Source organism: Streptomyces yongxingensis (assembly GCF_055597465.1).
Map to the genome: position 1 here is coordinate 961,676 of NZ_CM145717.1, position 26,719 is coordinate 988,394.

A 26,719-nucleotide genomic window follows, 5' to 3' on the forward strand; every position below is an offset into this window, starting at 1 on the left:
CAGCGTCAGGTGGTGGCGAGATGGGGCTGCGCACCACCGCTGGACAGCAGATCGCTCGCCTCGTCGATGGGCAGGTCCGCGTCGAGGTGGGCGCCGAGGCGCAGCCAGTCGTAGCCGATCTCCAGCGTCTGCCGCCATCCGTCCGAGGAGTCGAAGGAGGACGGGAAGCCGTGCGCGCCGATCGTGTGCCGGACCAGGGCGACGAAGTCGTCCAGTGCGGTGAGCGCCGCGCCGCCCTGGGCCTCGGACGCGATCGTCAGCGTGGCGAGGTGCCGGGCCTTCGCCCGGATCTCGTCGGTGTCCGCCCCCGCGGGAAGGAGGGACAGCCTGCGGACGACCTCGGAGTCCGGTGGCAGCGGGTTGACGCCGTAGGCGCTGAGCACGCCGCGCAGCGCGGCCCGCAGTATCCTCCGGGCGCTCAGTTCGGCGACGCTCCACTGCTCGCGGTCCAGGGCGCCGGTGAGGTCCTCGCGGGCGTTCTCGACCAGCACGTTGGACCACACCAGGGTCATCGCGGCGGCGCTGAACCGGCGGGCGGGCATGGGCACGAGGTCGATGCCCTCCTCACCGCCGACCGCGGCCCCGCCCACGGTGACGAGGGGCCGCGCGATACTCGGTGGCGGAGTGACGGGGCCGGACGGGGCGGCCAGCGGCATGGCGGGGACGATCGGGCCGTCGCCCTGCCACGCCACCTTCACCAGGCCGAAGCGGAGGAACTGGGCGATCAGCGGGCCCGCCTGCGGTGCCCCCGACGCGTCCGCCACGGCCACGACGCTGCCCAGGGGCCGGCCGAAGACGACCGAACGCCAGGCCCGCGCCGCCCGGTTACCGAGGACGAACACGTCCTGCTTGTCGCGTACGACATGCACACGGTCGCCGGTCTGCCAGGTGGTCACCCCGGTGGCCCTGGCCACGGTGATCCGCTCGGAGTCGGGTTCGGCGCCCGCCACCCCCAGATCGGCCGTGAGCCGGACGCCCGCGGTGATGTACTCGGCGGTGTCGAGGCCCGATGCCTCCGGCGAGGCGAGCGTCCGGTACCGGTCACACAGCGGTTGGTCACCGATGCGGTCGAGCTGCATGGGCAGCCACTTCGGCTCCAGATAGGTCTCTCCCTGCCCCGCCGCCCAGGACTTCACCGCCTGGAGCAGTCCGGCTTCGGTCCATGCCGCGGCTTCCCCGTCCTGGCCGAGTTCCCGAAGGGCGAGCGCGTAGCGGATCGACTGGCGCGCGTGGTGTGCCCACCACTCCCGCATCGTGTCCTGGAAGTCCTCGAAGGACATCAGCCCCTTGACCTTCGCCACCAGGTCCGGATTGCGCAGCGGGAAGCTGCGCAGCAGACGCTGACAGCGGTTCAGCAGATCCTCCGGGACGGCGCCCACGTGGCCGTGCGTGTCGGCGGTGATCGCGGAGAACTGCTCGGCGAGCTGCCGCACGGAACGGGTCCTGACCTCGACCCGCCGCCCGTCCAGGAACAGGAGCGAGGGCATGGTGGGCAGGTCGGCGTCGCTGTCGGCGATGAGCAGGAAGTCGATGTCGGACGAGGAATTGCCGAAGCCCTCGGCGATCGAACCCTCGAGGACCACGGCGCAGTTGGCGACGGAGTGGATCCGCGGAATGGTCTTGTCGAGCAGGTTCTGCAGATAGTCCTCGCTGAGGATCACACGGGCCTCCCGGTGGTGACATGGGCCGTCTCGAGGACGCGCGCGTCTTTGAGACGGCCCGCTCGCAGCTCTTCCCACATGTGGCGGCGTCTCGGCTTGCCGCTGGACGTCTTTCTGATCAGCCCGCTGCGGCCGGTGACGACGGTGATGGCGACCTCGTCGCCGAGTGCGCCGCGCAGGACCAGCGTGGCGTCCTCCACCCACGCGCCCTCGGCCTTCTCCGCGAACAGCGTCACCGAGGTGCCGCCGGTGCCCTCGACGCCGACGACCGCGCACTTCTCCCGGGCGATCCCGGTCGCGGAGACCACCTTCGCCTCCAGGTCCTCCATGTAGACGCTGCGTCCGCGCGCCTTGAGGCTGTCGCCCATCCGGCCGAGCACGAACAGCTCGCCGCGGTGGAAGAACCCGGCGTCCCCGGTCCTGATGCCGCCGTCGACGAACCGTGTGGAGCCGGTGCGCCCGGCGTGGTAGCCACTCGTCACCGAGGGGCCCGTCACCTCGATCTCGCCGAGGTGCCCGTCCGGCAGGGGCCGTCCCTCGTCGTCGACCACCGTGGCGCCCATCCCGTCGCCGGGGCCACCGCAGCCGATCAGCCAGCCGTCTTCGCCGTCGTCCGGGGGCGCGTTCACGGAGCTCGCGAATTCGCCCTCCTCGTCGATGGTGACGGGGCTCCCGAAGCGCAGCGTGCCGGTGTCCACGCGCACGGTCGGCGCGGGAGCCTCGGAGGTACGGACGGTCACCGCGAGCGTGGCCTCGGCGAGCCCGTACGACGGGAGGTAGACGGAGGGGGAGAACCCGGCGGGTGCGGCGAGCCGGGCGAAGTGCTCCAGGGTACGGGGGTTGATGGGTTCGGCGCCGACGATGGCGTTGCGCCACGCGGACAGGTCCAGGTCAGCGAGCCGGTCGCCGAGCCGCCGGGCCGCGTACTCGAACGCGAAGGGCGGGGCGGCGGTGTGCGCGGCGACGGCGAAGCACCGCAGCCAGCGGGCCGGATCGCGGATGAACTGCTCGGGGCGCATGAGCCACAGATCGTCCCTCACGCTCACGGGGGTGAGCAGACAGCCGATGAGGCCCATGTCGTGGTGGAGCGGCAGCCAGGAGGCCCCGGCGTCGCCCGCGCGCCAGCCGAGTGCGCTCCGGATCAGCGCGAGGTTGGCCTCCAGGTTCGCCCAGGTGACCCGGACCCCGCGGGGCCGGCTGCTGGAGCCCGAGGTGAACTGGAGGAGGGCGAGTTCGCCGGGTTCGCGGGGCTGGATCTCATCGCCGTCATCGCGCCAGATCCACGGCTCGCGGTCGGAGCCCGCGGCGGCCAGTACCCGGGCGGCCAGGGGGGCGAGGCCCTCGGCGGTGATGGTGACGGCGGCCTCGGTCTGCCGCAGGATCCCGGCCGCGTGCTCCACGTACTCGGCCTCGGCGGCGAACGCCGGCGGGGGGATGAGGCAGACCGTGGCGCCCGCGGCCCAGACGCCGAAGAGCGACGACAGACACGGGAAACCGGTGGGCAGGAGGACACACACCACGTGGCCGGGGCGTACGCCCTGTGCCGCCAGCGATCCGGCCACCCGTCGTGCGGAGGCGGCGAGTTCGGGGTATCCGTGGAACTCCCAGCCGCCTCGGTCGTCGGCGAGGTGGATGCCTCGGCCGTGGAGGTCTCCGGCCGTCCGAGGAGGGTCCGTCAGCCAGGGCAGCAGTGCGTCACTCACTCTTCGCGTCCTTCGCCTTCCCGGCCTCGGCCCGGCTGTCCGTTCCGGCCCCGCTGTCCGTTCCGGCCCCGGTGCCGGTTTCGGCCGGGGTGTCGTCGTCCAGGAACGTGATCGCCCCCGTGCCTCCGTCCACCCTCAGCCGCATACCGGTCTCCATCTCCGTGACCGCGCCCTTGACCTGGACGACCGTCGGAATGCCGAGCTCACGGGCGACGATCGCCACATGCGTCAGCGGGCTGCCCCGCTCGATGATGAGTGCCGAGGCGGACGGCAGCGCGGCGACCCAGCCCGGATCCGTGCGGTAGGTCACCAGGACACCGCCGTCCACATCCACCGGAGTGTCCGTGACGACGGCGCGGGCCTCCACCACACCGGGGCAGGACGGGGTGCCGCGCAACTCCCGGACACCGGTGCGCGCCACGCCGCCCTTCACAAAGCCGGCCCGCTCCAGATTGCCCCGCCAGTAGGCGGCCCCACGGGTGGTGAACCGGGACGGCGCGGACAGTTGCTCGTCCTCGGCCCGCTGACGCTTGCGCAGCTCCACGAGGCCGCGCAGATCGGTGTGCGCCGTCGTGCCCTCGTAGGCGCCCCGCAGCTCCTCCAGGCGAAGGAAGAAGACATCGTTCCAGTGGTCGATCGCCCGCATCCTGGCGAGATCGCGGCCCATGGCGCGCAGCATCCGCTTCGCCGAGCCGAAGGCGCGGGTGCGGCAGAATCTCAGCCGCTCCCGGTTGTAGAGGGAGGTCTGTGCCTTGCGGCGGACGACGTTGTAGAGCATCCGGCGCGGTCCGCGCAGGTGCTCGTCCAGATAGGCGTCGGCCTTCTCGCCGGAATGGGCGTCCACCTCGGGCAGCGCGGCACGCACCATGGCGAACAGGCTCGACGGGTCCTCGCGCAGATCGGGCACTTCGAGCTTGAGCTCGTCGACACTGCGGTATCCGTACGCGGCGACGTACTCGTCCACCGAGGCGAGGAACGCGGTGTGGCCGCCGTCGCGCAGCGCCTGATAGGTGTCCGCGGCCGGGGTTTCCTGGATGAGGCGGCTCAGTTCGGCGTCGGCACGGACGGTGGCGGCGAGCGCCGACAGCGCGCGGGCGGGTTCGATGGACTCCACCCGGGAGCCGGGGCTGGCGGCGCTCCAGGTGAGCCACTCGGGGGCGTCGGGCAGCCAGCGTCTGTTCAGCAGGGCGAGTGCGCCGATGGACCAGAGAATCGCCGCGTCCAGGGTCTGCATCGGACCCCACTTCTCCAGCAGGTCCTTCTCCAGGGCGCGGAATCGCCGGTAGACGTCCTGGCCCTCCATCGCGTCGTAGTCGACGTTGTCGAACTCCTCGTACGCCTTGTAGAAGTAGGCCATGAAACGTTCGACAGAGCGGTTCATGGTGAGGAAGCGGCGTACGAAAGCGGCCACCGTCCTCGCGCGGGACAGCCGGCCGCGCGGAGAAGAAGAGAAGGTGTACGGGTAGAGGGTCTCGGCCATTTCGTCGTCGAGTGGCTCCTCGACGCCGATCGCGACCTCCAGTACTTTCCTGTTGAGTTTGTACAGTGGCGCGATGCGTACCATCCGGTACCAGTGGAGCAGGTTGTAGTACACCCGGCCATGAAAATAGCCGAGCATATGGGGAGCCCATTCCTCAATCTCGCGCAGTGCGGCGGGCGGGACCCGGAGCCCTCGGGCGTAGTATTCGTAGACCCTGCCGTAGACATTGGCCGCGAAGCTGTAGGTCAGCGGTGAAACGATTCCGGAGAAGCTCTCGATGATGTTGGCGTTGTCCCAGATCCGGAGTTCACCTTCACTCGGCCCTGACTCATCCTCCGATGGCCGGATCACATCCGGCAGCGCGGTGATGTTGCGGGCCTGTAAAATCCACAGCGCGTCGTCCGCGAGCGCCCACTCGACGTCCTGTGGCGTGTCGAAGACCGTCGCGATGCGTGCCCCGGCCTCGTGCAGCCGCGCTATGTCCTTCGGCTCCAGCGACAGCTTCTCCCGGTCGGCCCGATCCACTTCGGCGATCAGATATCCGGAACCAGTCGGATCCAGGTGGTATCGCTCCTGCTTGTCGCCGAGCACGGTGTCGTCCACCGCGCCCGTGGCGCCGTCGAGGACGACGGTGTCGGCGTCCACCGCGCCCGAGACCAGGCCCTCGCCCAGTCCGTACACCGAACTGATCACATACTGCCGCCGGTTGCCGGTCACCGGGTTGGCGGTGAACATGACGCCGCTGCGCTCGGCATCCACCATGTCCTGCACTACGACGGCGATGCCCGCGTCGCGCAGCGGCAGCCCGTGGCGCAGCCGGTAGTGCAGCGATCGCTCGGAGAATGCCGAGGCCCAGCACTTCTTGACGTGTGCCGTCACTTCGGGGAGCCCGGACACATTGAGGAAGGTGGCGAACTGTCCGGCGAAGGAGAGCTCCGCGCCGTCCTCCTCGGCGCCGGAAGAGCGCACCGCGACCCGGGGGCGCCCCACATGCGCGTACGCTTCTTCGACGACCGACGCGGCATCGTCGCTCAACTTCCCCGACTCGATGATTTCGGCCAACTGCCGGGAGATTCGGTTCACATTGTCCTGGGTGACCTCGGCGAGCAGATTCTCGATGCGTCCCGCCTCGTCGAGTGCGGCGATGAATTCCTGGAACACATCGAGTCCGACGACTGCCCACCGGGGGACGGCGAGCCCGTTCCTGGAGAGCTCATGGAGATTCTTCCCCTTCCCGCCCGCCAGCTTCGCAGCCTCACCTGGGAGGCTGTCGTCGACTATGGCTCGCATCGGTTTCCTTGACCTCCGGGCACGCGCGTCGTGAAACACACCCCGCTTGATCACGAGGAAGTTTCACCGTACCCCACGGGTCTGGGGATTGCGATCGTTCCCCGCTCTTTTGCACGGCCACTTCATGACGCCCTGACACTTTGGCTGATTGCTACGCATTCCCCTAGTGGTTGCCGACCCCTGGCGCTCGGCGTTCGCCGGGGGTAGTAGTGAGCTGGTAACGCTAGGATCCTTGCCATTGCTTCCGCCCCGTTTCCTGCCCCCACGCCCTTTGTTCTCCCCGGCCAGTGGCGAATCCCTGGTGGGCCGCACAGTGGCCACTAGTTGCCACTACCTCGTGGACGCCGGAGAACTGAGCGGACGCTGGAGAACTGGAGAAAACCGATGTCCCTCCTTCCTCCCGGCTCCCGGCAGCCCGCCCTTCTGCAGACCGTGCGCATGCGCGACCCGGTCCACTACTTCGCGTCACTTCGGCGGCGCTACGGTCCGGTGTTCCGCATGAAGCTGATCGGCTTCCCGCCCCAAGTGGTGGTGTCCACCGCGGAACTCGCCGCGGAGATCTACAGCACGGACGGCGACGGCAACCGGGCCGGGGCGCTGCGCGCCGGATACGTGCCCTGGCTCGGCGACTATTCGCTGTTCACGAACGACGGCGAGCCGTGGTGGCGGCACCGCAAGCTGCTCAGCCCGGCCCTGCACGGCCGGTCCATCGCGAGCTATCCGGAGCTCATCGCCGAGATCGCCGCGGAGGACATCCGGACGTGGCCGCTCGGCAGGCCGTTCGCGCTCCAGGAGCACATGCAGGCCATCACGCTGGAGATCACCCTGCGGCTGGTCTTCGGGATCCGCGACGTCACACAGCTGGCCCGGCTGCGGGCGTTACTCCTCACCCTGTCCAAGGCCAGTGGCGCCCCGCTCCTGTTCCTGATGCCCGCGCGACTGCGGGCATGGGCGGAGAAGTCGCCGCTGGCGATGCGCATACCGGTCCTGCCGACGACCCGCACCATGAAGGCCAGCGCGGCGGTGGACGAGATCCTCTTCGCCGAGATCGCCCGGCGCAGGGACGAGGAGGACAGCGGCGCCACCGATGTGCTGGGGCGGTTGCTGCAGGCGCGGGACGACCAGGGCCGCTCGATGAGCGACCAGGAGATCCGCGATGAGCTGCTCACCCTGCTGGAGGCCGGACTCGAGACCACGGCGACCGGCCTCTCCTGGGCCTTCGAACGGTTGATGCGTTCCCCGGACGTACTGCGGCGGCTGCGGGAGGAGTTGGAGCGGGGCGAGGACGACAGCTACCTCGAAGCGGTCGTCAAGGAGGTGCTGCGGCTGCGCCCGGTGATCACCGGCTCGGGGCGTCTGCTGGACAAGCCGCTGCGGCTGGGCGGATACGAGATCCCGGCCGGATGGGTGGCCATCCCGATGTTCTCGCTCATCCACCAGGACAGCGAGGCGTATCCGGACTCCGAGGAGTTCCGGCCGGAGCGGTTCCTCGGTGAGGGCGCCCAGGCGGCACAGAAGTCGTTCCTGCCGTTCGGCGGCGGCCGCCGCTACTGCGTCGGTGCGCAACTCGCCATGATGGAGATGAAGGTGATCATTCGCGAGGTGCTGGGGAGGGTGGAGCTGACCGCCGCCGACCCCGCGCCGGAGGCCCAGCGCATGTGGCACGTGACCCTCGTCCCGGGAAAGCGCGCCGTCGCCGTGGCCCGCGAACAGCCCCTGAACCGCGCGCCGTCGAGCGCAGAGCCGAGGTGCCCCGTGCACCCGGCCCCGTCCGAATAGGCCCTCACTCGCGCGGTCGGTCCGTGGCGGCGAGTCGGTCGCCGAGGGGACTTCGCCGGTACAGCACCTGCCGTCCGTGGCGCGCCCGGGTGACCAGCCCCGTGGCGTGCAGGACGCGCAGGTGCTGGGACACGGCGCTCGGAGTCACCCTCAGGCGGCGGGCGAGTTCAACGGTGGGCAGGGGCTCCTCGAGGAGGCCGAGGAGCCTCGCCCGGGGCGCCCCGATGAGCGACACCAGAGCGGCCGCGTCGTGGGCGGGCGCCGAGGCCCACAGCGTCGCGACGCCACGGCTGGGGTAGACCAGCGACGGAGGTTCCTCCGGGCTCACCGGGGGCGCGGGCTTGTGTGCGAAGACGGAGGGCAGGAGAAGCAGCCCTCGGCCGGATGCCACGACACGGTGCCGACTGATCATCTTGGCGATGTGCAGCACCCCGTTGCGCCAGCGCACATGGGGATGCATATCGGCGAAGAGCAGGCGGGCGCCTCCCATGGCCAGTCGGCGCGCGCGGTAGGTCATGTCCGCCTCCACGACGAGTCGCATCCGCGGCCACATCGGCTTGACGGCGATCTCCCAGTACTGCCGCAGGAGGGCGCAGATGGTGTCACGGAGTCCGGCGACGGACGCGTCGTCGGCTGCGGTGGCGTCGCGCAGCGCCGGGGGCAGCGGGTCCGGCGCGTGCGTGGCCAGCAGATCGCGGCGGACCAGGCCGGGAGGGGTCTGACGGGCGACGGCGAGCTCGTCCTCGAAGGCCGGGGCGAAGGTGGCGGGCCGTGGAGTCAGAAAGTCCGGAAGGGTGCGTCGCCGCGCCACCAGGGACATCAGCAGGTCGGTGTCCAGGTCGCCGAGCCCGCCCAGCACGGATCTGCGCCACGGGAGATGCACCGCGGACAGGCTCGGATCGCGCAGCACCCGCAGGCTGAACACCGTCTCGTTCAAGGGCGATACGGCGAACCGCGTGTCCGCCAGGTCCTCGACATCGAGCACAAAGCTGATCATTAAGCCATACGCTACATCGATTGGCAGTGGAGCTCCGGTGTCATGGACTTCGGCCCATGACACATCCCACGACACATTCCGTGAGACACCCCCCGCGTGTGCGGACCCCACGTGTGCGGACCACGGCCGGATGAGCCGCCGCATGGTCCTGCTCCTCGCCATCACCTGCGCGGTGGCGGTGGGCAACATCTACTTCCCGCAGGCCATCGGCCCGCTGGTGGCCGACGGGCTGCAGGTGTCCGCCGACTCGGCCGCCGTGGTGGTGACCGCCACCCAGGTCGGCTACACGGCCGGAATCGTCCTGCTGGTGCCGCTCGGCGACCGTATTCCGCAGCGTACGTTCCTCGTCGTCCTGCTCGGCCTCACCGGCCTGGCGCTGCTCGCCGCGGGGTGCGCACCGGCCCTGCCGCCCCTCGTCGCCGCGAGCGCTCTCGTCGGCCTGACCACGGTGGCGGCGCAGATCGTCGGCCCGCTGGCGGCCGGTCTCGTGGCCGCCGACCGCCGGGGAGCGGTGATCGGCACCCTGTTGAGTGGATCGACCGGCGGCATGCTGCTGGCCCGTACCTTCAGCGGCACCCTCGGCGAGTGGCTGGGCTGGCGGGCCCCGTATCTCGTGGCCGCGGTCCTGGCACTGCTGCTCGCCACCGTCCTGGCGTTCGCGATCCCCGCCACGACCCCGGCCTCCCGGCAGTCCTACCCCGCGCTCCTGGCCGAACCGCTGCGCCTGCTGCGCACCGAGCCGGAGCTGCGCCGCTCCTGCTGGTACCAGGCGACCGTCTTCGCCGGATTCTCGGCCGTCTGGACCTGCCTGGCGCTCCTCCTCACCAGTCCCGCCTACGGGCTCGGTGCCCAGGCCGTCGGCATGCTCGCCCTGGTCGGCGTGGCGACCATGCTGGGTACCCCGCTCGCCGGGCGCCTGGTGGACCGCCGAGGGCCCGATCCGGTGAACCTCATCTGCCTGCTCGGGGTGCTCCTCTCCGCCGCGATCCTCGCCGCGGGTGCCCTGGGCGGAACGCCGGGCCTGGCCGCCCTGACGGTCGGCACGCTGCTGCTGGACGTGGCAATGCAGTCCGGCATGGTGGCCAACCAGGCCCGCGTCTACGCTCTGCGCCCGGATGTCCGCAGCAGGCTCAACACCGCCTATATGACCTGCGCCTATCTGGGCGGCAGCGCGGGTTCCTGGCTCGGCGTACGCGCCTGGGGCCGGGCCGGCTGGTGGGGTGTCTGCGCACTCGTCGCACTCCTCACCACGCTCGCCCTGGTCCGCCACCTGCCGACCCTGCGCCGGCCCCCGGGGAGCCCGCCAGTTCCGACCCGGGCGCCACGTCGTAGCGCGGCCCCTGCGCCCCCTGACCCTCCTCTCGCAGCGCGGTGACTCCCAGCGGCGGTGCGGGACGAAGACCACCCGCGCCCCGGCCTGCCGGGCGGAGCCGGCGACGGCGCGCTCCGGGACGCCCCCGGCGCCCCCTATAGTAGGTAGACCTACCTACCTAATCTGTCAGGATGCATGCGATGAGTGAGACCGGTGTGAGGACGACGGAGCCCGGGAGGCGGCGGCCGGCGCGGGAGCGTCTGCTGGCGGCCGCCGCACGCCGCTTCTACGCCGACGGCGTGACGGCGACCGGAATCGACACGATCACGGCCGAAGCGGGCGTGGCGAAGATGAGCCTCTACAACAACTTCTCCTCCAAGGCCGATCTCGTCAGGGCCTATCTCGACGCCCGCCACGAGGAGTGGCTCGCGCTGTACCGGGCACGGCTGGAGCGGGCCGGGAGCCCCCGCGACGGCGTCCTCGCGGTCTTCGACGCCTACGCCGATCACGCGGCGTTCGCCTACGAGCGCGGCTTTCGCGGCTGCGGCCTGCTCAACGCGGCCGCCGAGCTGCCCGCCGGGGACGAGGGGCGGACCGTCGTACGCCGCCACAAGGAGGAGGTCGAGCGGCTGATCGCCGGCCACCTCGAAGAGCTGCTGCCCGGGCGCCCCGACGACGCTCGGACGATGGCGGAGCACCTGGCGTTCCTGCTGGAGGGCGCGATGGCACGCGCCGGTCTGGAAGGCGACGACAGCCGCCTGCGGCACGCCCGCGCGATGGCGGCGGCCCTGCTGGACCGGCCGTGACGGCCCCCGGACACGGCGCCCGTTCGGCGGGCGCCGGATCGTTGTGCGTGCTCGCCGCGTCCGTGTTGTGGGGCACCACCGGCACGGCGGCCACCTTCGCCCCGGCCGTCGGCCCCCTCGCCATCGGCGCCGTCGCCATGGGCCTCGGCGGGCTGCTCCAGGCCCTGGTCGCCGCTCCCCGCATCGCCCGCCAGGCCCCGCGGCTGCGCGCGCGGCGCGGCACCGTAACTCTCGGCTCGGTCGCGGTGGCGGCCTACCCCTTGGCGTTCTACAGCTCGATGCACCTGGCCGGAGTGGCGGTGGGCACCGTGGTGTCCATCGGCTTGGCACCGCTGGCCTCGGCCGTGATCGAACGCGTCATGGACCGGCGCCGGCTGACGCGCCGCTGGAAACTCGGCGCCGCCCTGGGCCTGTTGGGCACCCTCATGCTCTGCGCGGGCCAAGCCGCCGGGGCCCCCGGCGGCGCGGAGCAGGTGTCCACGGCCGCCACGGTGTTCGGCGTGGGGCTGGGCCTCGTCGCGGCCACCACCTACGCCCTCTACTCCTGGGCGGCCCACCGGCTGATCACCCAGGGGATCACCTCACGCGCGGCGATGGGCGCGGTCTTCGGCGTGGGCGGACTGCTTCTGGTGCCCGTCCTCATGGTCACCGGGGCCCCGCTCCTCGACTCCGGGCCCAACATGGCCGTCGGGGCGTACATGGCGCTGGTGCCCATGTTCGCGGGCTACGTCCTGTTCGGCTGGGGACTGGCGCATGTGCCCGCCAGCACGGCGACCACGCTGTCCCTGCTGGAACCGGCCGTCGCGGCCGTCCTCGCCGTGCTGGTCATCGGCGAACGCCTCCCCGCCGTCGGCTGGGGCGGTATCGCACTCGTCCTCGCCTGCCTGGCCGTCCTCACCGCCCCGGCGGGTGTCTCCGGGCGGCGCCGACGGCGGCGAGACGGCGTGACGCTGCCGCGGCGCACAGCGGTGGAGCGCACCGTTGCTCAGTCAGACCCGGCGCGGTAGCGGAGTCCGGCGACACGCCCCGCCCAATGCGTCCTCCTTGCCACGGAGTGCGGATCGTCCCCGCCCGAACCGAGAGCGTTCCGCCCGCCGGTTCAGGTCGCGGTCGCGGACGCCGCCGCGCGGCCCGCGGTGCGGCCCGAGAAGAGGCAACCGCCGAGGAAGGTGCCCTCCAGGGAGCGGTAGCCGTGCACTCCTCCCCCGCCGAAGCCCGCGACCTCACCGGCCGCGTACAGGCCGCTGATCGGGTGGCCGGAGGCGTCCAGGACGCGGCCGGAGAGGTCGGTCTGGAGGCCGCCGAGGGTCTTGCGGGTGAGGATGTTGAGGCGCACGGCGATCAGCGGTCCGGCACCCGGGTCCAGGATCCGGTGCGCGGAGGCGGTGCGGCTGAGGGTGGCCCCGGGGTAGGCGAGCGCGTTGCGGATGCCCATGACCTGGACGTCCTTGGTGTACGGGTTCTCGATCTCGCGGTCGCGGGCCTCGATCTGCCGGGTGAGGTCCGCCAGGTCGATCAGGTTGTCGCCGGTCAACTTGTTCATTCCCGCGACGAGTTGGGGCAGGTTGTCGGCGACGACGAAGTCCTCGCCCTTGTCCCGGAACCGCTGGATCGGCCCGGGAGTCTGCCAGATGCGGGAGAGGAGTTGCGGGATGTCCTTGTTGGTCAGGTCCGGGTTCTGCTCCGAGCCCGAGAGCGCGAACTCCGCCTGCCCTTCGCGTCGAACCACATCGACGACGGGCCCGGCAGAATGCGGATGCCATGGCCCGGCCAGATCGGGTCGTAGTTCCTGAGGCCCTCGGTGTAGTGCCACATGCGGTCGGGGTTGACGATCCGTCCGCCCACCTTCTCGGTGATCGCCAGCATGCGGCCGTCCACATACGCGGGGACGCCGGTGACCATGAACTTCGGCGGTGAGCCGAGCCGGTCGGGGCCAGTCCTGCCAGGCCAGTTCGGGGGAGTCCTTGATCCCCATCAGCCGCTGTTCCTCGGAGTCGACGAAGAACAGGCCGCCGAAGGACCAGAACGCCTGGCCGCCGAGGTTGCTCTCGGGCTCCTGGTCGAGGAGGAGCACCGTGCGCCCCGCGGCCGCCAGTTCCGCCGTGGCCACCAGCCCGGCGAGCCCGTGGCCGACCACGATGGCGTCCGCGTCCGAGGACGCCCCGGAAGCGGCGAGGGCCGGAACCGCCGCCTGGGCGAGCGCGGCGCCGGCGAGCACACCGCCCGCCGCCGTCAGGGCGCGGCGGACTTCGGGCGCTCAGCGACCGCCCGGCGACGGCTCGGTCGAGGCGCTGCCCCGCGGCGAGAAGGCGTACAGATCGAGGATGTCGGGCAGTGGCGCCACCCCGGGGCCGCCCGCCCGGACCCAGGCCACGATGTCCTCCGTCGCGTCCGGGTCGTTGACCAGGCCGAGCCACACCGGCCTGCCCCCGGCGGCCCGTCCGGCGGCCGACGGCTGCACCACGATCACATTGGCCTGGTCGCAGACGTCCAGACACTCCGAGACGCGTACGGGCGCCTCCTCGCCGAGCCGCGCGATCTGCGCAGCATGGTCGATGCCGGTCACCTTGGGACTGCCGCAGCAGCAGTCCCGGCACACGGTCACCCGGCACGGCAGCGGATCGGCCGGCCTCACGGGCATGCCGCATCACCCCTCCTCCGGGGAAGTCCGCCCCGGTGTCGCTCGAGGAGGCGACCGCGTGAGTCTCCTGGCTCGCCTTTGTCGCCCGGCATCATCGCATCCCGGGCACCCCGCTCACTCCCTCGGGGCTCCGCAGCGCGCACAGCGAGTGAAGTGGGCGGTGTCCTGGATCGCGCCGCAGTCGGCGCACACCATCTCCAGCCAGCAGGCGGGGTCCCCGCCCTCGGGTTCGGCGGGCGCCGGGTCCGCCGTCTCCCGGTCCGGGTCGCCGGGCCGATCCGTGCCGCTCATCGTGTGCGCCTCCTCTTCCGGACCGTACGCGGGTCCGTTCGCCGACCCTTTACCCCGGCTCCATCCCGGGAAGCAACCCAGTCATAGATCCGATCTCTCACCCGTCAACAACCCTTGGCTGGGCGTAATACCGCTCAACCCCTCCCCAGTTATCGGATGACTCGGTAACGTATCCGCCTCGGGAGGCAACGATGCCGAGATCTTACCGACGCTCCGCAGTGGCATTCGTGCTCTGCGGCGTCCTGGCCATGACGCTCTTTACCACCGGGCCCGCACAGGCGAGGGACTCCGCCTGGACCGTGCGCGGCCCCTCGCCCCACTCCGGTCCCCTCGCCCAACTGCGGCTTGACGGCGCCTCGGGAGCGCTGACGCTCCAGGTGTCCCGGGGCGGACGTACGGTGGTCGAGCCCTCGCCCGTGGGCATCGTCACCGAGCGGGCGGATCTGTCGCACGGGCTGCGCTATCTGGGGCGCCACGACCGCACCGTCGTGGAGCGCTACCGGTCGACGGTCGGCAAGCAGCGCTCGCGCACCGCGCGGATGACCGAGACCCGCTTCCGGTTCCGGGGCGGCGGGAACGCCCGGCTGGACCTCGTGGTGCGGGTCTCGGACGACGGGGTCGCCTATCGCTACGACCTGCCCTCCGGCAGTGGCGATGTCCTCGGCGAGACCTCGGCCTTCACGCTGCCCCCGGACGCGGCCGCGTGGCTGGGCGACTACCGCAAGGACAACGAGAACCTGTTCAAGGAGTACACTGCGGCGACCGCGCCCACCGGTGAGTTCATGGCGCAGGCGCTCTTCGAGACGGGCGGCGGCTACGCCCTGATCGCGGAGTCGGATCTCACCGGCCGCTACTCCGCCGCCCGGCTGATCCACCAGCAGGGGGTGCCCACGTACCGCATCGGCCTGTGGGACGAGCGGGTCGAGTCCGACGGGCCGCTCAGCACACCCTGGCGCGCCCTGATCGTGGGCGATCTGTCGACCGTCACCCAGTCCACCTTCACCGACGATCTGGCACCGGCGTCACGGGTCGCCGACACCTCGTGGATCCGGCCCGGCCCCGCCCTGTGGACCTGGCTCGCGGGCGGCAAACCGGCCGGGCAGAGCCTGTCGATGCAGAAGGGGTACGTGGACTACGCGGCCCAGCGCGGATGGCCGTATGTGGTGGTCGACGCGGGCTGGTACTTCGACCCCGACCAGTGGGACGTCACCGATCCCGACTGGCAACGGACGAGCTGGATCCCGCAGCTCGTGGACTACGCCCGCGAGCGGCGAGTGGGCATCCAGGTCTGGATCCACCACCGTGACCTCGACACCGCCGAGGAGCGCGAGCAGTGGCTGCCCACCCTGGAGCGGTGGGGGGTGAAGGGCGTGAAGATCGACTTCATGGACTCCGAGTCCCAGGAGACGCTGCGCTGGTACGACGAGATCCTCAAGGGCACCGCGGCCCACCATCTGCTCGTCAACTTCCACGGCTCGACGATCCCCAAGGGCATTCAGCGCACCTGGCCGCAGGTGATGTCGATGGAGGGCGTGAACGGCGAGGAGAAGCGGACCAACACCCCGCAGCACCTGGCGACGCTGCCCTTCACCCGCAATGTCATCGGCTCCATGGACTTCACCCCTGGGGCCTTCCACCGGCCCCAGCGCCCCAACGCGGCGTCGGACGCGGGCGAAGTCGGCCTGTCGGTGCTCTACGAGTCCGGGATCCAGAACCTGGCGGGCACCCCGGAGTCCTACGACGCCCGTCCGCTCGCCCGCCGGTTCCTGGAACAGATCCCCGCGAGTTGGGACCGCACCCGGCTGCTGGCGGGGCGGCCGGGTGAGAGCGCGGTGCTCGCCCGCGCCGACGGCTCGCGGTGGTTCATCGGCGGTACGTTCACCGGCCCCGCGCACACCGCCGAGGTGCCGCTGCGGCTGGAGCCGGGCCGCTGGCTGGTCGATCTGATCCTGGACGGCCCGGACGGTCTGGTCCGCACGCCCAGGGTGGTGCGCGGCGGGCAGACCCTGTCCGTGCCGGTCGCGGCGGACGGCGGGTTCGCCGCCATCGCCTGCCGCTGGCGGCCCGGCCTGTCGACCTGCGACCGCCCCTGACCGTCCCCGACCGCCCCTCAGGCGGACACCCCGTCCAGGACGCCCGTCCAGATGCCGATCGCCGGAAGGCAGGCGCCGGCCGCGAAGACCCATGCGGCGGCGACGGCACGGGCGCAGGGGGCGGGGTGGCCGCCGGTCCACCACATGGCGCGGACAGCGCTGCCTCATCCGCAGGTCCGCGGGGGCCTGCGCGTGCGGGTCCAGTCCACCAACTGCCGGGCCGTCCAGGTGGTGATGACCCGCTCCGTCGGCACCCCGCATTCCACGGCCCGAGCGCACCCGCCCGGCTGCCAGTCGAGCTGGCCGGGCGCGTGGGCGTCGGTGTCGATGGAGAAGAACGTCCCCGCCCGCACGGCCTCCCGCAGCAGCCTGCGCGGCGGATCCAGCCGCTCCGGGCGACAGTTGATCTCCACGGCGGTGCCCGCGGCCGCGCAAGCGCCGAAGACCTCCTCATGGTCGAAGGCCGACTCGGGGCGCTTGCCGCCGAGCAGCCGTCCGGTGCAGTGGCCCAGCACATCGACCAGCGGATCGCTGACGGCGGTGACCATCCGGCGGGTCATGGGGCGGGCGTCCATCCGCAGCTTGGAGTGAACCGACGCCACCACCACGTCCAACTGGTCCAGCAGCTCCGGCTCCTGGTCCAGGGAGCCGTCGGGGAGGATGTCGACCTCGATCCCGGTGAGCAGCTGGAACGGGGCGAGCTTCGCGCGCAGCTCCGCCACCACGTCCAGCTGGGCGCGCAGCCGGTCCGCCGAGAGGCCGCGGGCCACCGTCAGCCGCGGGGAATGGTCGGTGAGCACCGCCCATCTGTGCCCCAGCCGCGCCGCCGTACGGGCCATCAGCTCGATCGGGGAACCGCCGTCGGACCAGTCCGAGTGCATATGGCAGTCCCCGCGCAGCGCGGCGCACAGCTTCGCCGCGTCCTCGTCGGACTCGCGCCCGGCCTCGGCGGCCTCGGCCTCCAGCTTCGCCAGATACCCGGGCACCTGGTCCTTCAGCGCCTCCTGGACCACCTGCGAGGTCTTGGGGCCGAGCCCCTTGAGCGACCGGAGGGTGCCGTTCGCGGCACGCCGCCCCACCTCCTGGGGGTCCAGGTCGGCGAGCACCGACTGGGCCGTGCGGAAGGCACGCACCCGGTAGGTCGGCGCCTGGGCGCGCTCCAGGAGAAACGCGATCCGGTCCAGGGCCTCCAGCGGGTCCATCGGGCGCTCCTCGCTGTGGGTGGCGTGGCGTGCGGGGTGTCGTGACGTAGGGCGTCCGTGCCTCAGGCGCGGCGGTTCGGGCGGCGGCCGGGGGGCTGACGGGGTTCGGGACGTGCCGTCAGCTCGTCGATGTCGCAGGTCTGGGGGGTCTTCTCGGAGACGGTGATGGGCCGGCCGTAGTGCCGGACCTCCAGGGGGGCGCCCTCGGCCAGGGAGTAGGTGACGGAGCGGTTGGTGATCTCCACGCGCAGCCTCCGGCCCAGCACCTGCATGGTGAAGGCGAGCCGGGCCAGCTTCTCGGGCAGCTTGGGCGAGAACTCCAGCCTGCCGTCGCGGTGCCGCATCCCGCCGAACCCGGCGACCAGGGCGATCCAGGTGCCGGCGAGCGAGGCGATGTGCAGACCGTCGCGGGTGTTGTGCTCCAGGTCCTTGAGGTCCATCAGGGCCGCCTCGCCCAGGTAGTCGTAGGCGAGCCGCAGATGGCCGACCTCGGCGGCCATGACGGCCTGGGCGCACGCGGAAAGCGAGGAGTCCCGGACCGTCAACCGCTCGTAGTAGTCGAAGTTGCGGGCCTTCTGCTCCTCGGTGAAGCACTCGCCGCGCAGATACATCGCCAGCACCAGATCGGCCTGTTTGACCACCTGTTTGCGGTACATGTCGAAGTACGGGAAGTGGAGCATCAGCGGGTACTCGTCGGCGTGGGTGCCCTGGAAGTCCCACTCCTGGTGGCCGGTGAAGTCCGCGGACTGCTCGTGGACGCCCAGGGTCTTGTTGTACGGGACCGTCATGGACTCGGCGGCGTCCCGCCAGGCGGCGGCCTCCTCGTCGTCGACGCCCAGTTCGGCGCCCTTGTCCGGATGGCGTTCGACGATGTCCGCGGCGGCCCGCAGGTTCGACTGGGCCATGAGGTTGGTGTACACGTTGTCGTCCGCGACGGCGCTGTACTCGTCGGGGCCGGTCACCCCGTCGATGTGGAAGCGGCCGTGGTGGTCGTGGTGGCCGAGGGAGCGCCACAGCCGGGCGGTCTCCACCAGCAGTTCCACGGCGGTCTCGCGCTCGAACTCGTCGTCCCCGGTGGCGGCCACATAGCGCACCACCGCGTCCGCCACATCGGCGTTGACGTGGAAGGCCGCGGTGCCGGCCGGCCAGTAGGCGGAGCATTCGGAGCCGTCGATGGTGCGCCAGGGGAAGGCGGCGCCCTCGTGGCCCAGTTGCCGGGCCCGGTCCCGGGCGGCGGGCAGGATGGACTGGCGCCAGCGCAGCGCCTCGGCCACGGACTCGGGGAAGGTGTAGGTGAGCAGGGGCAGGACGAAGGTGTCGGTGTCCCAGAACGAGTGGCCGTCGTAGCCGGAGCCGGTGAGGCCCTTGGCGGGGATGGCCCGTTCCTCGGCACGGGCGCCGGCCTGCAGGACGTGGAAGAGGGCGAAGCGCACGGCCTGCTGGATCTCGGCATCGCCCTCGACCTCGACGTCGGAGCGGGACCAGAAGTCCTCCAGCCAGGCGCGCTGCTGGTCCACCAGGCCGCGCCAGCCGGTGCTGGCGGCCCCGGCCAGCGCGGCCTCGACCTGGTCCCGTACGGCGGGCAGCGAACGGGCGCCGGACCAGCCGTAGGCCACCAGCTTCTCCAGCCGCAGCACCTGGCCCGGCTCCAGCACCGAGGTGACGGTCAGCCGGGCCACGTCGTCGGCGCTCTCGCTGGCGTAGCGGGTGGGCGGCGGCCCGGTGATCAGGTGGTCGGCGGCGGCCGCGACCCGCAGGCAGCTGGCCTCGGTGCAGTGGATCAGCCGCAGCCGCTTGTCGTCGGCGGCGTTCTCCTCGGGCTTCAGCGGGGACTCCAGGGCCTCGGCCACCCGGGGGTCGCCGCCGCGCTCGGGGAGCTGCTCGTTGGCGACCAGTTCGGACTGGACGACGACGCGGATCTGGGCGTCGATGGCCTCCACCTCGTAGGCGACGGCGGCGATGGCCCGCTGGGTGAGGGAGACCAGCCGGGTGGAGCGGACCCGCACACTGATGCCGGAGGGGGAGGTCCATTCGCAGGTGCGGTGGAGCAGTCCGCCGCGCAGGTCGAGCACCCGCTCGTGGGAGCGCAGCCGTCCGTAGCGCAGATCGAAGGGCTCGTCGTCCACCAGCAGCCGGATGATCTTGCCGTTGGTGACGTTGATCATGGTCTGACCGGCCTCGGGGTAGCCGTATCCGGCCTCGGCGTAGGGCAGGGGACGGCGTTCGTACACCCCGTTGAGGTAGGAGCCGGGGAGGCCGTGGGGCTCCCCCTCGTCGAGGTTGGCGCGCCAGCCCACATGGCCGTTGGAGAGCGCGAAGACCGATTCGCTCTGGGGCAGCAGATCGAGCCGGAGATCGGTCTCCCGCAGCAGCCAGGGGTCGACGGCGTACGAGGAATCGGTGATCACGAGTCGTCCTCCAGCAGCTCGGCGAGATCCTCGACCACGATGTCGGCGCCGTGTGCGCGCAGCGCGTCGGCCTGGCCCACTCGGTCCACGCCGACGACACAGCCGAAGTGCCCGGAGTGCCCGGCCTCCATGCCCGCCAGGGCGTCCTCGAAGACGGCGGCCGCCTCGGGCCCGGTGGCCAGCTCCCGTCCGGCCTCCAGGAAGGTGTCGGGGTGTGGTTTGCCGGGCAGCTTGCGCTCGGCGGCGACCACACCGTCGATCCGCACCTCGAAGAGGTGCTCGATACCGGCGGCGATCAGCACATCGCGGCAGTTGGCGCTGGAGGAGACGACCGCGGTCCGCAGGCCCTCGGCGCGCACGGCCGCCACGAAGCGCACCGAGCCCGGGTACGCCTCCACCCCCTCCTTCCGGATCTTCTCCAGGACGAGGATGTTCTTGCGGTTGCCCAGGCCGTGCACGGTGTCCTTGTCGGGCGGGTCGTCCGGCTCGCCGTCGGGGAGTTCGATGCCCCGGGAGGCGAGGAAGGTGCGTACGCCGTCGGCGCGCGGACGGCCGTCCACGTACTCGTCGTAGTCGCGGCCCGAGTCGAAGGGGCGGAAGGAGGGGCCGTCGCGCCGCCGCAGATACTCGTCGAACATCTGTTTCCACGCCGCCGCGTGCACCACCGCGGTCCGGGTCAGCACCCCGTCGAGGTCGAACAGGCAGGCTCGGATGCCATCGGGCAGGCAGAGCTTGGTCATGGCCCCCGGTTCCCCCGGGAACGCCGGAATATGCGGGGACGGGGGAAGCCTTCCCCCACTCGGCGGAGCACGGCGGGCACTCGGCGGAGCGCGGCGCGCACTCAGGGCGGGACGGGCGCGCTCAGCGCGGGGCGGCGCTCGCCCAGCAGGGGACAGCGCTCGTCCAGGGGACAGCACTCGTCCAGGGGACGGCGCTCGCTCAGCGCGGCACGACGGTGCGCCCCTCGCGGCCGGAGCGGTCGGCGGCCTCCAGCACGGCGACGACCTCCCGGCCGAACCGCACGTCGCAGGGGTCGGCCGCGCCGCCGTCGCGGGCGGCGCTCAGCAGCCGGTCGACGGCCGTGGCGAAGGCGTCCACCGCGGTGGTCCCCGCCTCGGGCACCTCGGCGATCCCCCGCTCGCCGTAGAAGTCGCAGGAGAAGCCCTGGGCGGCGGGCCGGGCGTCCAGGGTGAGCGCGAGGGTGCCGATGGCGCCGGAGTGGTGGCGCAGCAGCACATGCGCGGCACCGCGCGGCCCCTCCAGGGCGGTGACCTCGGCCACCGGGCCGAGCACCGGCAGCAGGACGGACAGCGAGTGCGGGCCGACGTCCCACAGCCCGCCGCGCTCCCGCCGCCAGTGGGAGCCGCCGTAGTGGCCGCCGGGCTGGAAGATCGAGGCGAAGGCGGTGGCACGGCCGCCGTCCCAGCCGCCGTCCGCCGCGGCCCGCTGGAGGAAGGTCTCGACGGGCGCCGCGAAACGGTTGGTGAAGAACACGACCGAGGCCAGCGCGCGTTCGTCCACGGCGCGCACGATCCGGTCGGCCTCCTCGGTGCTGAAGGCCAGTGGCTTGTCCAGCAGCAGATGGCACCCGGCCAGCGCGGCCCGCTCGGCGAGCCCGCTCTGGATGTCCGGCGGGAGGGCGATGGCCACGGCGTCCACGTCGGCGATCAGGGCGTCGGCGTCCGGGTAGGCGCGGGTGCCCCAGCGGTCCGCCAGCGCCTTCGCCTTCGCCGGATCGCGCCCCCAGATCCCGGCCAGTTCGGCCACGGGGTGCGCGGCAAGCGCCGCCGCGTGGGTCTCGGCCGCCCAGTGTCCGGTGCCCAGCACTCCGAACCGCACTGTCCGTCCCCCTCCGCGCGAAGCCCCCGGGGCCTCCCCCGGGTGTCGGCCGCGATCCTACGCCCGGGCGGCCCGGCCGCTTCGGCCGAGGGCGGTACGCCCCTCGCCCGCTTGGCCGCGGACGGATGCCGGTGGGCGGGGGCGGTGCCAGGGTGAGGCCATGGCCGGCCACGGTACGGGGGACGGCCGAAGCCCACGCTCACCGCTGGAGGAACCCGTGGCCCGTGGCTCGTCGCGCTCCCCCTCCCGCACACACCGGCGGCCTGCCACGGTCCGGGCCGCGGCGGCCCTGCTGCTGTGCGGGGCCGCGGTTCCGGCCTGCGCCTCCTCCAGCGAGCACCGGCCGGACCGGGCGGCATCGGCGTCGGCGCGGCAGAGCGCGCTCCAGGCGTCGGCCGCGGCGAAGAAGAAGGCGGAGAAGAAGGCCGAACCGGCCCGGCTGCTGCCGGGGATGCCGCCCCCGCTGGACCCGCATGACCTCTACGCGGCCGACCGGCCGGGGAAGCTGTCCCGGACGGTGAAGGACTATCCGTCGCGGGTGTACGTACCCAACACGCTCTCGGACACGGTGAGCGTCATCGACCCGAAGAAGTTCAAGGTCATCCGCACCGTCCAGGTGGGCCACCAGCCGCAGCACGTGGTGCCCTCGTGGGATCTGAAGACGCTGTGGGTCAACAACGACCTGGGGAACACCCTCACTCCCATCAATCCCGCCAACGGCCGGGTGGGCCGCCCGGTGGACGTCCACGACCCGTACAACCTCTACTTCACCCCGGACGGGAAGTACGCCGTGGTGATGGCCTCCATGGACCGGGCGCTGGTCTTCCGGGACGCGCACACCATGAAGGTGGTCAAGTCGGTTCCGGTGGACTGCTACGGCGTCAACCACGCGGATTTCTCACCCGACGGGCGCTACTTCATCGTCTCGTGCGAGTTCTCCGGTGAGCTGCTGAAGGTGGACACGGCGAAGAAGAAGGTGATCGCCAAGCAGCGGCTGCCGATGGCCGGGGCCATGCCGCAGGACGTCAAGGTCTCGCCCAACGGCAAGACGTGGTACATCGCCGACATGGTGGCGAACGGACTGTGGGTGCTCAACGGCGACACCTTCGGCAAGCCGCGGCTGCTGCCCACCGGAAAGGGCACGCACGGCCTCTACGTCAGCCGCGACTCCCGCTCCATGTACATCTCCAACCGCGGCGAGGGCACCATCTCGGTGCTGTCCTTCAAGACCGGCAAGCTGCTGCGGCGGTGGCGGCTCCCCGGCGGCGGCAGCCCCGACATGGGCGGAGTGTCCACCGACGGCAAGGTGCTGTGGCTCTCGGGCCGCTACAACGCCGAGGTCTACGCGATCGACACCCGCACCGGCCGGCTGCGTGCCCGGATCCCGGTCGGCGGCGGGCCGCACGGGCTCGCGGTCTACCCCCAGCCCGGCCGCTACTCCCTCGGGCACACCGGAATCTTCCGCTGAGGCGGTATTCCCCGGAGGTGCCCGGCGGGGCCTGTGACCATCTGCATAGCCTGCCTATATAGAGGCATGATATAAAACTAGATGTGGAATACACACAGCAGTCCGGTGCCCGGGAATCCGACGCCCCCGCCACCCGTGAGGAGGTCGCGGAGGCGCTGGAGCGGCTGGCGTTCCTCGCGGTGCGCCATCTGACCAACCGGGACATCAGCTTCACCGCGGCCTCGACCCTCGGCCGGCTCAGCCGGGAGGGCCCGTCCCGCCTCACGGCCCTGGCCGCCGACGAGGGCGTCACCCAGCCCTCGATGACCCAGCTCATCCAGCGGCTGGAACGGCAGGGTCTGGTGACCCGGGTCGACGATCCGCACGACGGGCGGGTGGTCCTGGTGGCGATCACCGACGCCGGGCGGGAGCTGCTCGCCGAGCGGCGCCGCGGCCGTACGAACCGGCTCGCCGAACTGCTGGCCACCCTCTCCCCCGAGGACGAGCAGGCACTCGCCACCGCCGTCCGCGCCGCCACCCCCGCCTTCCAGCGGCTGGTCGAGAACGCGGCACGGGCGCGGAGGTCCCCGGGAAACCCCGCTTCCTGATCAACCGGCACCCTGCCGCGCCACGGCTCGCCATGTCGTCACGGCTCGGGCCCTGAACGACGGAGCATCGATTTGTCCGCTCATCCCAGCGCCCCCAACCCCTTCAAGCAGCCGAAGGCCGTATGGGCGGTCGCCTTCGCCTGTGTGATCTCCTTCATGGGCATCGGCCTCGTGGATCCGATCCTGCCCTCCCTCTCCGCCAAGCTGCATGCCACGCCGAGCCAGGTGTCGCTGCTGTTCACCAGCTATCTGGTGGTCACCGCCGTCGCCATGCTGGTCACCGGGTTCGTCTCCAGCCGTATCGGCGCCAAGCGCACCCTGGTGGCCGGTCTGGTGCTCATCGTGCTCTTCAGCGCGGCGGCCGGGGCGTCCGGCAGCATCGACGGGATCGTCGGCTTCCGCGCCGGATGGGGGCTGGGCAACGCCCTCTTCATCGCCACCTCGCTGGCCGTCATCGTGGGCTCGGCCAGCGGTGGCTTCGCCGGCGCGATCATCCTCTACGAGACCGCGCTGGGCATCGGCATCGCGATCGGGCCGCTGCTGGGCGGCGAGCTCGGCGGGATCAGCTGGCGCGGGCCGTTCTTCGGCGTGGCGGTCCTGATGGCCATCGCGCTGATCGCGACGATCGTGCTGGTCCAGCCCACCCCGACGCCGGCGCGCCGGGCCTCGATCGCCGACCCGATCAAGGCGCTGCGCCACCGCGGACTGCTCACCATGGGGCTGACCGCGCTCTGCTACAACTGGGGCTTCTTCACGGTGCTGGGCTACGCCCCGTTCCCGATGGACCTGGGCACCCATCAGCTCGGCTACGTCTTCACCGGCTGGGGTGTGCTCGTCGCCGTCTTCTCGGTCTTCGGCGCCCCCTGGCTGCAGGCGAGGCTCGGCATAGCCCGCTCGCTGTATCTGAATCTGGCGCTCTTCGCCCTCGACATCCTCGTCATCGGCCTGTTCACCGACTCCAAGACGACGCTGATCGTGGCGGTGATCGTGGCCGGCGCCTTCATCGGGATCAACAACACCATCACCACCCAGGCGGTAATGACCGTCGCCCCCGTCGAGCGGCCCGTCGCCTCCGCCTCCTACGGTTTCGTCCGCTTCATCGGCGGCGGTCTCGCACCGTACGCGGCGGGCAAGATCGCCGAGCACAGCGGTGTGCATCTGCCCTTCTACATCGGGGCCGCGGCGGTCGCGCTGGGCATCGGCGTCCTGGCCACCGGGCACTCGCTGCTCGCCGAGGCCGAGCGCGTCCAGGCGGCGGAGGCGGCCGGACACACCCCGGCCGAGGAGCGGCGCGAGACGCTGGAAAAGCAGGCGCTGGCCGAGGAGCTCGGCTCGGCGGGCTGACGCGGGACGGGGCCCCGGCGGGCCCCGTCCATGAGGGCCCCGTACCGTCCCCCTTCAGATCCGTCAGGAGCCTCAGATCCGCCAGGAGCGGATGTGGCTGGCCGCGTCGAAGACATCGGACTTGCCCGAGAGGATGTCGCGGACCAGGTCGATCAGCGCCCCGTACGGCGGGTCGATGCCCTCGCCGGAGGCGTGCATATAGGCGACCGCGGTCGCGGCGGCGAACCGCGCGTTGCTCGCCGGAAGCGGCCTGAGCAGCGCGATGGTGTGCAGCAGGGCCGCGGCCCGCCACGCGGGGTCGGGATCGACGCCCAGGCGCGGCGGGTCGACGCGGTGGCGGGCGACGGCCGCGACCAGACCCGAGAAGTCCGAGATGGCCGGCTGTTCCGGCATGACCTCCTCATGGCGCTGCAGCAGCCAGGGGACGTCGATATGCAGCAGCGGGGCCATGGTCAGGCGGCCTGCCCGGGCTGGCGGTGCTCATCGTCGGGGAACGCGTCCGCGAAGGCGTCGGCGTTGTCCGCGAAGAACCGCCGGAAGACCTCGGCACCCTCCTGCAGAGCGCGGTGACGCGCGATGTCGGCCACGGTCGCCTCGCGGACGAGGGCTTTCATCGTGGTACCGCGCTCCTTGGCGATCTGACGGAGGTCCTCCAGTTCTCGATCGCTGAATTCCACGTTGAGTGCTGACATGAGGACACCCTACTCACCAGGTACCCCGTCAGCAATCGCCGCAGCTCAGATCATGTTTTTGTAGGTACTTGACAAACCTTTCCAGCCATTAGGGACGGCTGCGGCCGGGGACGGGACCGCCGTCGGGCCCGACCCGGACGAACGGCTCGCGCACCTCACGGTCCGTCAGGCTCCGGTACGCGGCGGGGCGGCGGAAGGCGTCTCCCCATGCCTCCCGGCGCCGGTTGTCGCGCAGCGCGTCGAGGTCGAAGACGGCCGGATAGACCCCCTCGGCCTCGCCCGCCTCGACCACCAGGGTGTCGCGCGACCGCCCGTCCACGAAGGCGACGCCGTCGTGGGCGACGGAGTGGCCCCAGCCGGGACCGGCGTAGTTGGCCATGGCCATGCCGGTCATGTTCTCCACGGCGCGGGAGCGGAACTGGGAGAGCCGGTTGACCTCCAACTCGCAGGCGTTCGGGGTGAGGACGATCTCCGCCCCGGCGAGCATCAGGGCGCGGGCGCTCTCCGGGAACTCGCGGTCGTAACAGATCATCGCCCCGGTCATCACCTCGCCCACCGCCGTGTCCAGGGCGCACACCTCGAACCCCTCCCCCGGGGTCAGGCCGGCCTCGGGCAGGTCGAAGACGCAGGTGTGCACCTTGGCGTAGGTCAGCACCAGGCGGCCGTGCCGGTCGATGAGGGAGAGGGTGTTGCGCGGCGGCCCTTCCCAGCGCTCCAGATAGGTGAGCGCGATGGCCATCTCGAGCTCGGCGGCCAGCTCGCGGAAGCGGGTGACGAACGGCGAGTCGCGGGCGATCGGCTCGCCGAGCCAGACCGGCTCGGGCCATGGCGCGGCCGGGGTGCGGGCGCCGTCCCAGAGCGACGGATGGCGGTAGACGTCGCCGTCGGCGGAGCCTTCGGGGACGGCGCAGCTGTAGCCGTTGCTCCACATCTCGGGGAAGAGCGCGATATCGGCGCCGAGCGCCCGGGCCCGGCGGCAGGCCGCCTCGCCGAGGGCGAGGTTCACGGACAGGTCGGGCCCGGGCGGGGCGAGTTGGAGCAGGGCGACGGTGAGGGTGGTCATGACGGATGCCTCCTTCGATACCTGATGGCGTGCGGGCGATGCGAAGGAGGTGTCCCGGTGGGC

22 protein-coding genes and 1 pseudogene are annotated in these 26,719 nt (G+C 71.6%); 8 read left to right on the top strand and 15 right to left on the bottom strand.

Features of this window, described 5'->3' with window-relative positions:
• Positions 1-5: 5 nt before the first annotated feature.
• Genes ACZ6TD_RS04385 through ACZ6TD_RS04395 form a run of 3 tightly spaced genes read right to left on the bottom strand, consistent with a single transcriptional unit; the run spans position 6 to position 6,134 of the window.
• Entirely contained in the window at positions 6-1,661 is a 1,656-nt protein-coding gene (locus ACZ6TD_RS04385; protein WP_471350772.1) for a hypothetical protein, read from the bottom strand.
• On the bottom strand, positions 1,658-3,364 hold the full coding sequence (locus ACZ6TD_RS04390) for an AMP-binding protein (RefSeq protein WP_471350773.1): 1,707 nt from the start codon (positions 3,362-3,364) through the stop codon (positions 1,658-1,660). Before ACZ6TD_RS04390 ends, ACZ6TD_RS04385 begins: the two co-directional genes overlap by 4 nt.
• Positions 3,357-6,134: a phosphoenolpyruvate synthase gene (locus ACZ6TD_RS04395; RefSeq protein ID WP_471350775.1), complete on the bottom strand. Its 2,778-nt coding sequence runs from the start codon at positions 6,132-6,134 to the stop codon at positions 3,357-3,359. Before ACZ6TD_RS04395 ends, ACZ6TD_RS04390 begins: the two co-directional genes overlap by 8 nt.
• 384 nt (positions 6,135-6,518) lie before the next feature.
• Here ACZ6TD_RS04395 and ACZ6TD_RS04400 point away from each other — a divergent pair, with 384 nt between their 5' ends.
• On the top strand, positions 6,519-7,913 hold the full coding sequence (locus tag ACZ6TD_RS04400; RefSeq protein ID WP_471350779.1) for a cytochrome P450: 1,395 nt from the start codon (positions 6,519-6,521) through the stop codon (positions 7,911-7,913).
• Positions 7,914-7,917: 4 nt separating this feature from the next.
• On the opposite strand, the gene ACZ6TD_RS04405 is transcribed toward ACZ6TD_RS04400, so the two are convergent.
• Positions 7,918-8,910, bottom strand: a complete 993-nt coding sequence (locus ACZ6TD_RS04405) for an ArsR/SmtB family transcription factor (protein WP_471350782.1) — start codon at positions 8,908-8,910, stop codon at positions 7,918-7,920.
• A 130-nt stretch (positions 8,911-9,040) separates the two neighbouring features.
• On the opposite strand from ACZ6TD_RS04405, the gene ACZ6TD_RS04410 reads away from it, so the two are divergent.
• From ACZ6TD_RS04410 to ACZ6TD_RS04420, 3 genes are all read left to right on the top strand, one after another.
• On the top strand, positions 9,041-10,285 hold the full coding sequence (locus ACZ6TD_RS04410; protein WP_471350785.1) for an MFS transporter: 1,245 nt from the start codon (positions 9,041-9,043) through the stop codon (positions 10,283-10,285).
• Positions 10,286-10,422: 137 nt separating this feature from the next.
• On the top strand, positions 10,423-11,028 hold the full coding sequence (locus ACZ6TD_RS04415; protein WP_471350789.1) for a TetR/AcrR family transcriptional regulator: 606 nt from the start codon (positions 10,423-10,425) through the stop codon (positions 11,026-11,028).
• A gap of 47 nt (positions 11,029-11,075) precedes the next feature.
• On the top strand, positions 11,076-12,035 hold the full coding sequence (locus ACZ6TD_RS04420) for a DMT family transporter (RefSeq protein ID WP_471358835.1): 960 nt from the start codon (positions 11,076-11,078) through the stop codon (positions 12,033-12,035).
• Positions 12,036-12,127: 92 nt separating this feature from the next.
• Here the strand turns inward: ACZ6TD_RS04420 and ACZ6TD_RS04425 are convergent.
• From ACZ6TD_RS04425 to ACZ6TD_RS04435, 3 genes and pseudogenes are all read right to left on the bottom strand, one after another.
• Positions 12,128-13,165, bottom strand: a pseudogene (locus ACZ6TD_RS04425) (FAD-binding protein).
• Between the two features lie 120 nt (positions 13,166-13,285).
• A complete protein-coding gene (locus ACZ6TD_RS04430; protein WP_471350791.1) occupies positions 13,286-13,669 on the bottom strand; it encodes a (2Fe-2S) ferredoxin domain-containing protein in 384 nt (127 codons plus the stop codon).
• A 114-nt stretch (positions 13,670-13,783) separates the two neighbouring features.
• Positions 13,784-13,960 carry a hypothetical protein gene (locus ACZ6TD_RS04435; RefSeq protein ID WP_471350794.1) on the bottom strand — a complete coding sequence of 59 codons (177 nt, stop codon included), beginning with the start codon at positions 13,958-13,960 and terminating at the stop codon, positions 13,784-13,786.
• Between the two features lie 191 nt (positions 13,961-14,151).
• Here ACZ6TD_RS04435 and ACZ6TD_RS04440 point away from each other — a divergent pair, with 191 nt between their 5' ends.
• Positions 14,152-16,053: a glycoside hydrolase family 97 protein gene (locus ACZ6TD_RS04440; RefSeq protein ID WP_471350796.1), complete on the top strand. Its 1,902-nt coding sequence runs from the start codon at positions 14,152-14,154 to the stop codon at positions 16,051-16,053.
• Between the two features lie 17 nt (positions 16,054-16,070).
• On the opposite strand, the gene ACZ6TD_RS04445 is transcribed toward ACZ6TD_RS04440, so the two are convergent.
• The 5 genes from ACZ6TD_RS04445 to ACZ6TD_RS04465 form a co-directional block, all read right to left on the bottom strand.
• Positions 16,071-16,199 carry a hypothetical protein gene (locus ACZ6TD_RS04445; RefSeq protein WP_471350799.1) on the bottom strand — a complete coding sequence of 43 codons (129 nt, stop codon included), beginning with the start codon at positions 16,197-16,199 and terminating at the stop codon, positions 16,071-16,073.
• An 18-nt stretch (positions 16,200-16,217) separates the two neighbouring features.
• A complete protein-coding gene (locus ACZ6TD_RS04450; RefSeq protein WP_471350801.1) occupies positions 16,218-17,255 on the bottom strand; it encodes a PHP domain-containing protein in 1,038 nt (345 codons plus the stop codon).
• Between the two features lie 62 nt (positions 17,256-17,317).
• A complete protein-coding gene (locus ACZ6TD_RS04455) occupies positions 17,318-19,663 on the bottom strand; it encodes a glycoside hydrolase family 65 protein (RefSeq protein WP_471350805.1) in 2,346 nt (781 codons plus the stop codon).
• A complete protein-coding gene (locus tag ACZ6TD_RS04460) occupies positions 19,660-20,403 on the bottom strand; it encodes an HAD family hydrolase (protein ID WP_471350808.1) in 744 nt (247 codons plus the stop codon). The genes ACZ6TD_RS04455 and ACZ6TD_RS04460 overlap by 4 nt, the downstream gene beginning before the upstream one ends.
• A 199-nt stretch (positions 20,404-20,602) precedes the next feature.
• Positions 20,603-21,502 carry a Gfo/Idh/MocA family protein gene (locus ACZ6TD_RS04465; protein WP_471350811.1) on the bottom strand — a complete coding sequence of 300 codons (900 nt, stop codon included), beginning with the start codon at positions 21,500-21,502 and terminating at the stop codon, positions 20,603-20,605.
• Positions 21,503-21,719: 217 nt separating this feature from the next.
• Here ACZ6TD_RS04465 and ACZ6TD_RS04470 point away from each other — a divergent pair, with 217 nt between their 5' ends.
• The 3 genes from ACZ6TD_RS04470 to ACZ6TD_RS04480 all read left to right on the top strand — a co-directional run bounded on the left by ACZ6TD_RS04470 (position 21,720) and on the right by ACZ6TD_RS04480 (position 24,901).
• Positions 21,720-22,970: a YVTN family beta-propeller repeat protein gene (locus ACZ6TD_RS04470; protein ID WP_471350813.1), complete on the top strand. Its 1,251-nt coding sequence runs from the start codon at positions 21,720-21,722 to the stop codon at positions 22,968-22,970.
• Between the two features lie 83 nt (positions 22,971-23,053).
• A complete protein-coding gene (locus ACZ6TD_RS04475) occupies positions 23,054-23,557 on the top strand; it encodes a MarR family winged helix-turn-helix transcriptional regulator (protein WP_471350817.1) in 504 nt (167 codons plus the stop codon).
• A gap of 72 nt (positions 23,558-23,629) precedes the next feature.
• Positions 23,630-24,901: an MFS transporter gene (locus ACZ6TD_RS04480; RefSeq protein WP_471350819.1), complete on the top strand. Its 1,272-nt coding sequence runs from the start codon at positions 23,630-23,632 to the stop codon at positions 24,899-24,901.
• 72 nt (positions 24,902-24,973) lie between these two features.
• Here the strand turns inward: ACZ6TD_RS04480 and ACZ6TD_RS04485 are convergent, their stop codons facing one another.
• The 3 genes from ACZ6TD_RS04485 to ACZ6TD_RS04495 all read right to left on the bottom strand — a co-directional run bounded on the left by ACZ6TD_RS04485 (position 24,974) and on the right by ACZ6TD_RS04495 (position 26,656).
• Complete coding sequence (locus tag ACZ6TD_RS04485) at positions 24,974-25,351, bottom strand: toxin Doc (RefSeq protein ID WP_470003816.1); 378 nt, start codon at positions 25,349-25,351, stop codon at positions 24,974-24,976.
• Positions 25,352-25,353: 2 nt separating this feature from the next.
• Complete coding sequence (locus tag ACZ6TD_RS04490) at positions 25,354-25,593, bottom strand: hypothetical protein (RefSeq protein WP_020865818.1); 240 nt, start codon at positions 25,591-25,593, stop codon at positions 25,354-25,356.
• Between the two features lie 88 nt (positions 25,594-25,681).
• Positions 25,682-26,656, bottom strand: a complete 975-nt coding sequence (locus tag ACZ6TD_RS04495; protein ID WP_471350823.1) for a carbon-nitrogen hydrolase family protein — start codon at positions 26,654-26,656, stop codon at positions 25,682-25,684.
• Positions 26,657-26,719: the final 63 nt, after the last annotated feature.

What these genes read in the sequence shown, in the direction of transcription:
- ACZ6TD_RS04395 (WP_471350775.1), bottom strand. Translation starts at nt 6,134, where the DNA reads ATGCGAGCCATAGTCGACGACAGCCTCCCAGGTGAGGCTGCGAAGCTG.
- ACZ6TD_RS04400 (WP_471350779.1), top strand. Translation starts at nt 6,519, where the DNA reads ATGTCCCTCCTTCCTCCCGGCTCCCGGCAGCCCGCCCTTCTGCAGACC.
- ACZ6TD_RS04405 (WP_471350782.1), bottom strand. Translation starts at nt 8,910, where the DNA reads ATGATCAGCTTTGTGCTCGATGTCGAGGACCTGGCGGACACGCGGTTC.
- ACZ6TD_RS04410 (WP_471350785.1), top strand. Translation starts at nt 9,041, where the DNA reads ATGAGCCGCCGCATGGTCCTGCTCCTCGCCATCACCTGCGCGGTGGCG.
- ACZ6TD_RS04415 (WP_471350789.1), top strand. Translation starts at nt 10,423, where the DNA reads ATGAGTGAGACCGGTGTGAGGACGACGGAGCCCGGGAGGCGGCGGCCG.
- ACZ6TD_RS04430 (WP_471350791.1), bottom strand. Translation starts at nt 13,669, where the DNA reads ATGCCCGTGAGGCCGGCCGATCCGCTGCCGTGCCGGGTGACCGTGTGC.
- ACZ6TD_RS04435 (WP_471350794.1), bottom strand. Translation starts at nt 13,960, where the DNA reads ATGAGCGGCACGGATCGGCCCGGCGACCCGGACCGGGAGACGGCGGAC.
- ACZ6TD_RS04440 (WP_471350796.1), top strand. Translation starts at nt 14,152, where the DNA reads ATGCCGAGATCTTACCGACGCTCCGCAGTGGCATTCGTGCTCTGCGGC.
- ACZ6TD_RS04445 (WP_471350799.1), bottom strand. Translation starts at nt 16,199, where the DNA reads ATGTGGTGGACCGGCGGCCACCCCGCCCCCTGCGCCCGTGCCGTCGCC.
- ACZ6TD_RS04450 (WP_471350801.1), bottom strand. Translation starts at nt 17,255, where the DNA reads ATGGACCCGCTGGAGGCCCTGGACCGGATCGCGTTTCTCCTGGAGCGC.
- ACZ6TD_RS04460 (WP_471350808.1), bottom strand. Translation starts at nt 20,403, where the DNA reads ATGACCAAGCTCTGCCTGCCCGATGGCATCCGAGCCTGCCTGTTCGAC.
- ACZ6TD_RS04485 (WP_470003816.1), bottom strand. Translation starts at nt 25,351, where the DNA reads ATGGCCCCGCTGCTGCATATCGACGTCCCCTGGCTGCTGCAGCGCCAT.
- ACZ6TD_RS04490 (WP_020865818.1), bottom strand. Translation starts at nt 25,593, where the DNA reads ATGTCAGCACTCAACGTGGAATTCAGCGATCGAGAACTGGAGGACCTC.
- ACZ6TD_RS04495 (WP_471350823.1), bottom strand. Translation starts at nt 26,656, where the DNA reads ATGACCACCCTCACCGTCGCCCTGCTCCAACTCGCCCCGCCCGGGCCC.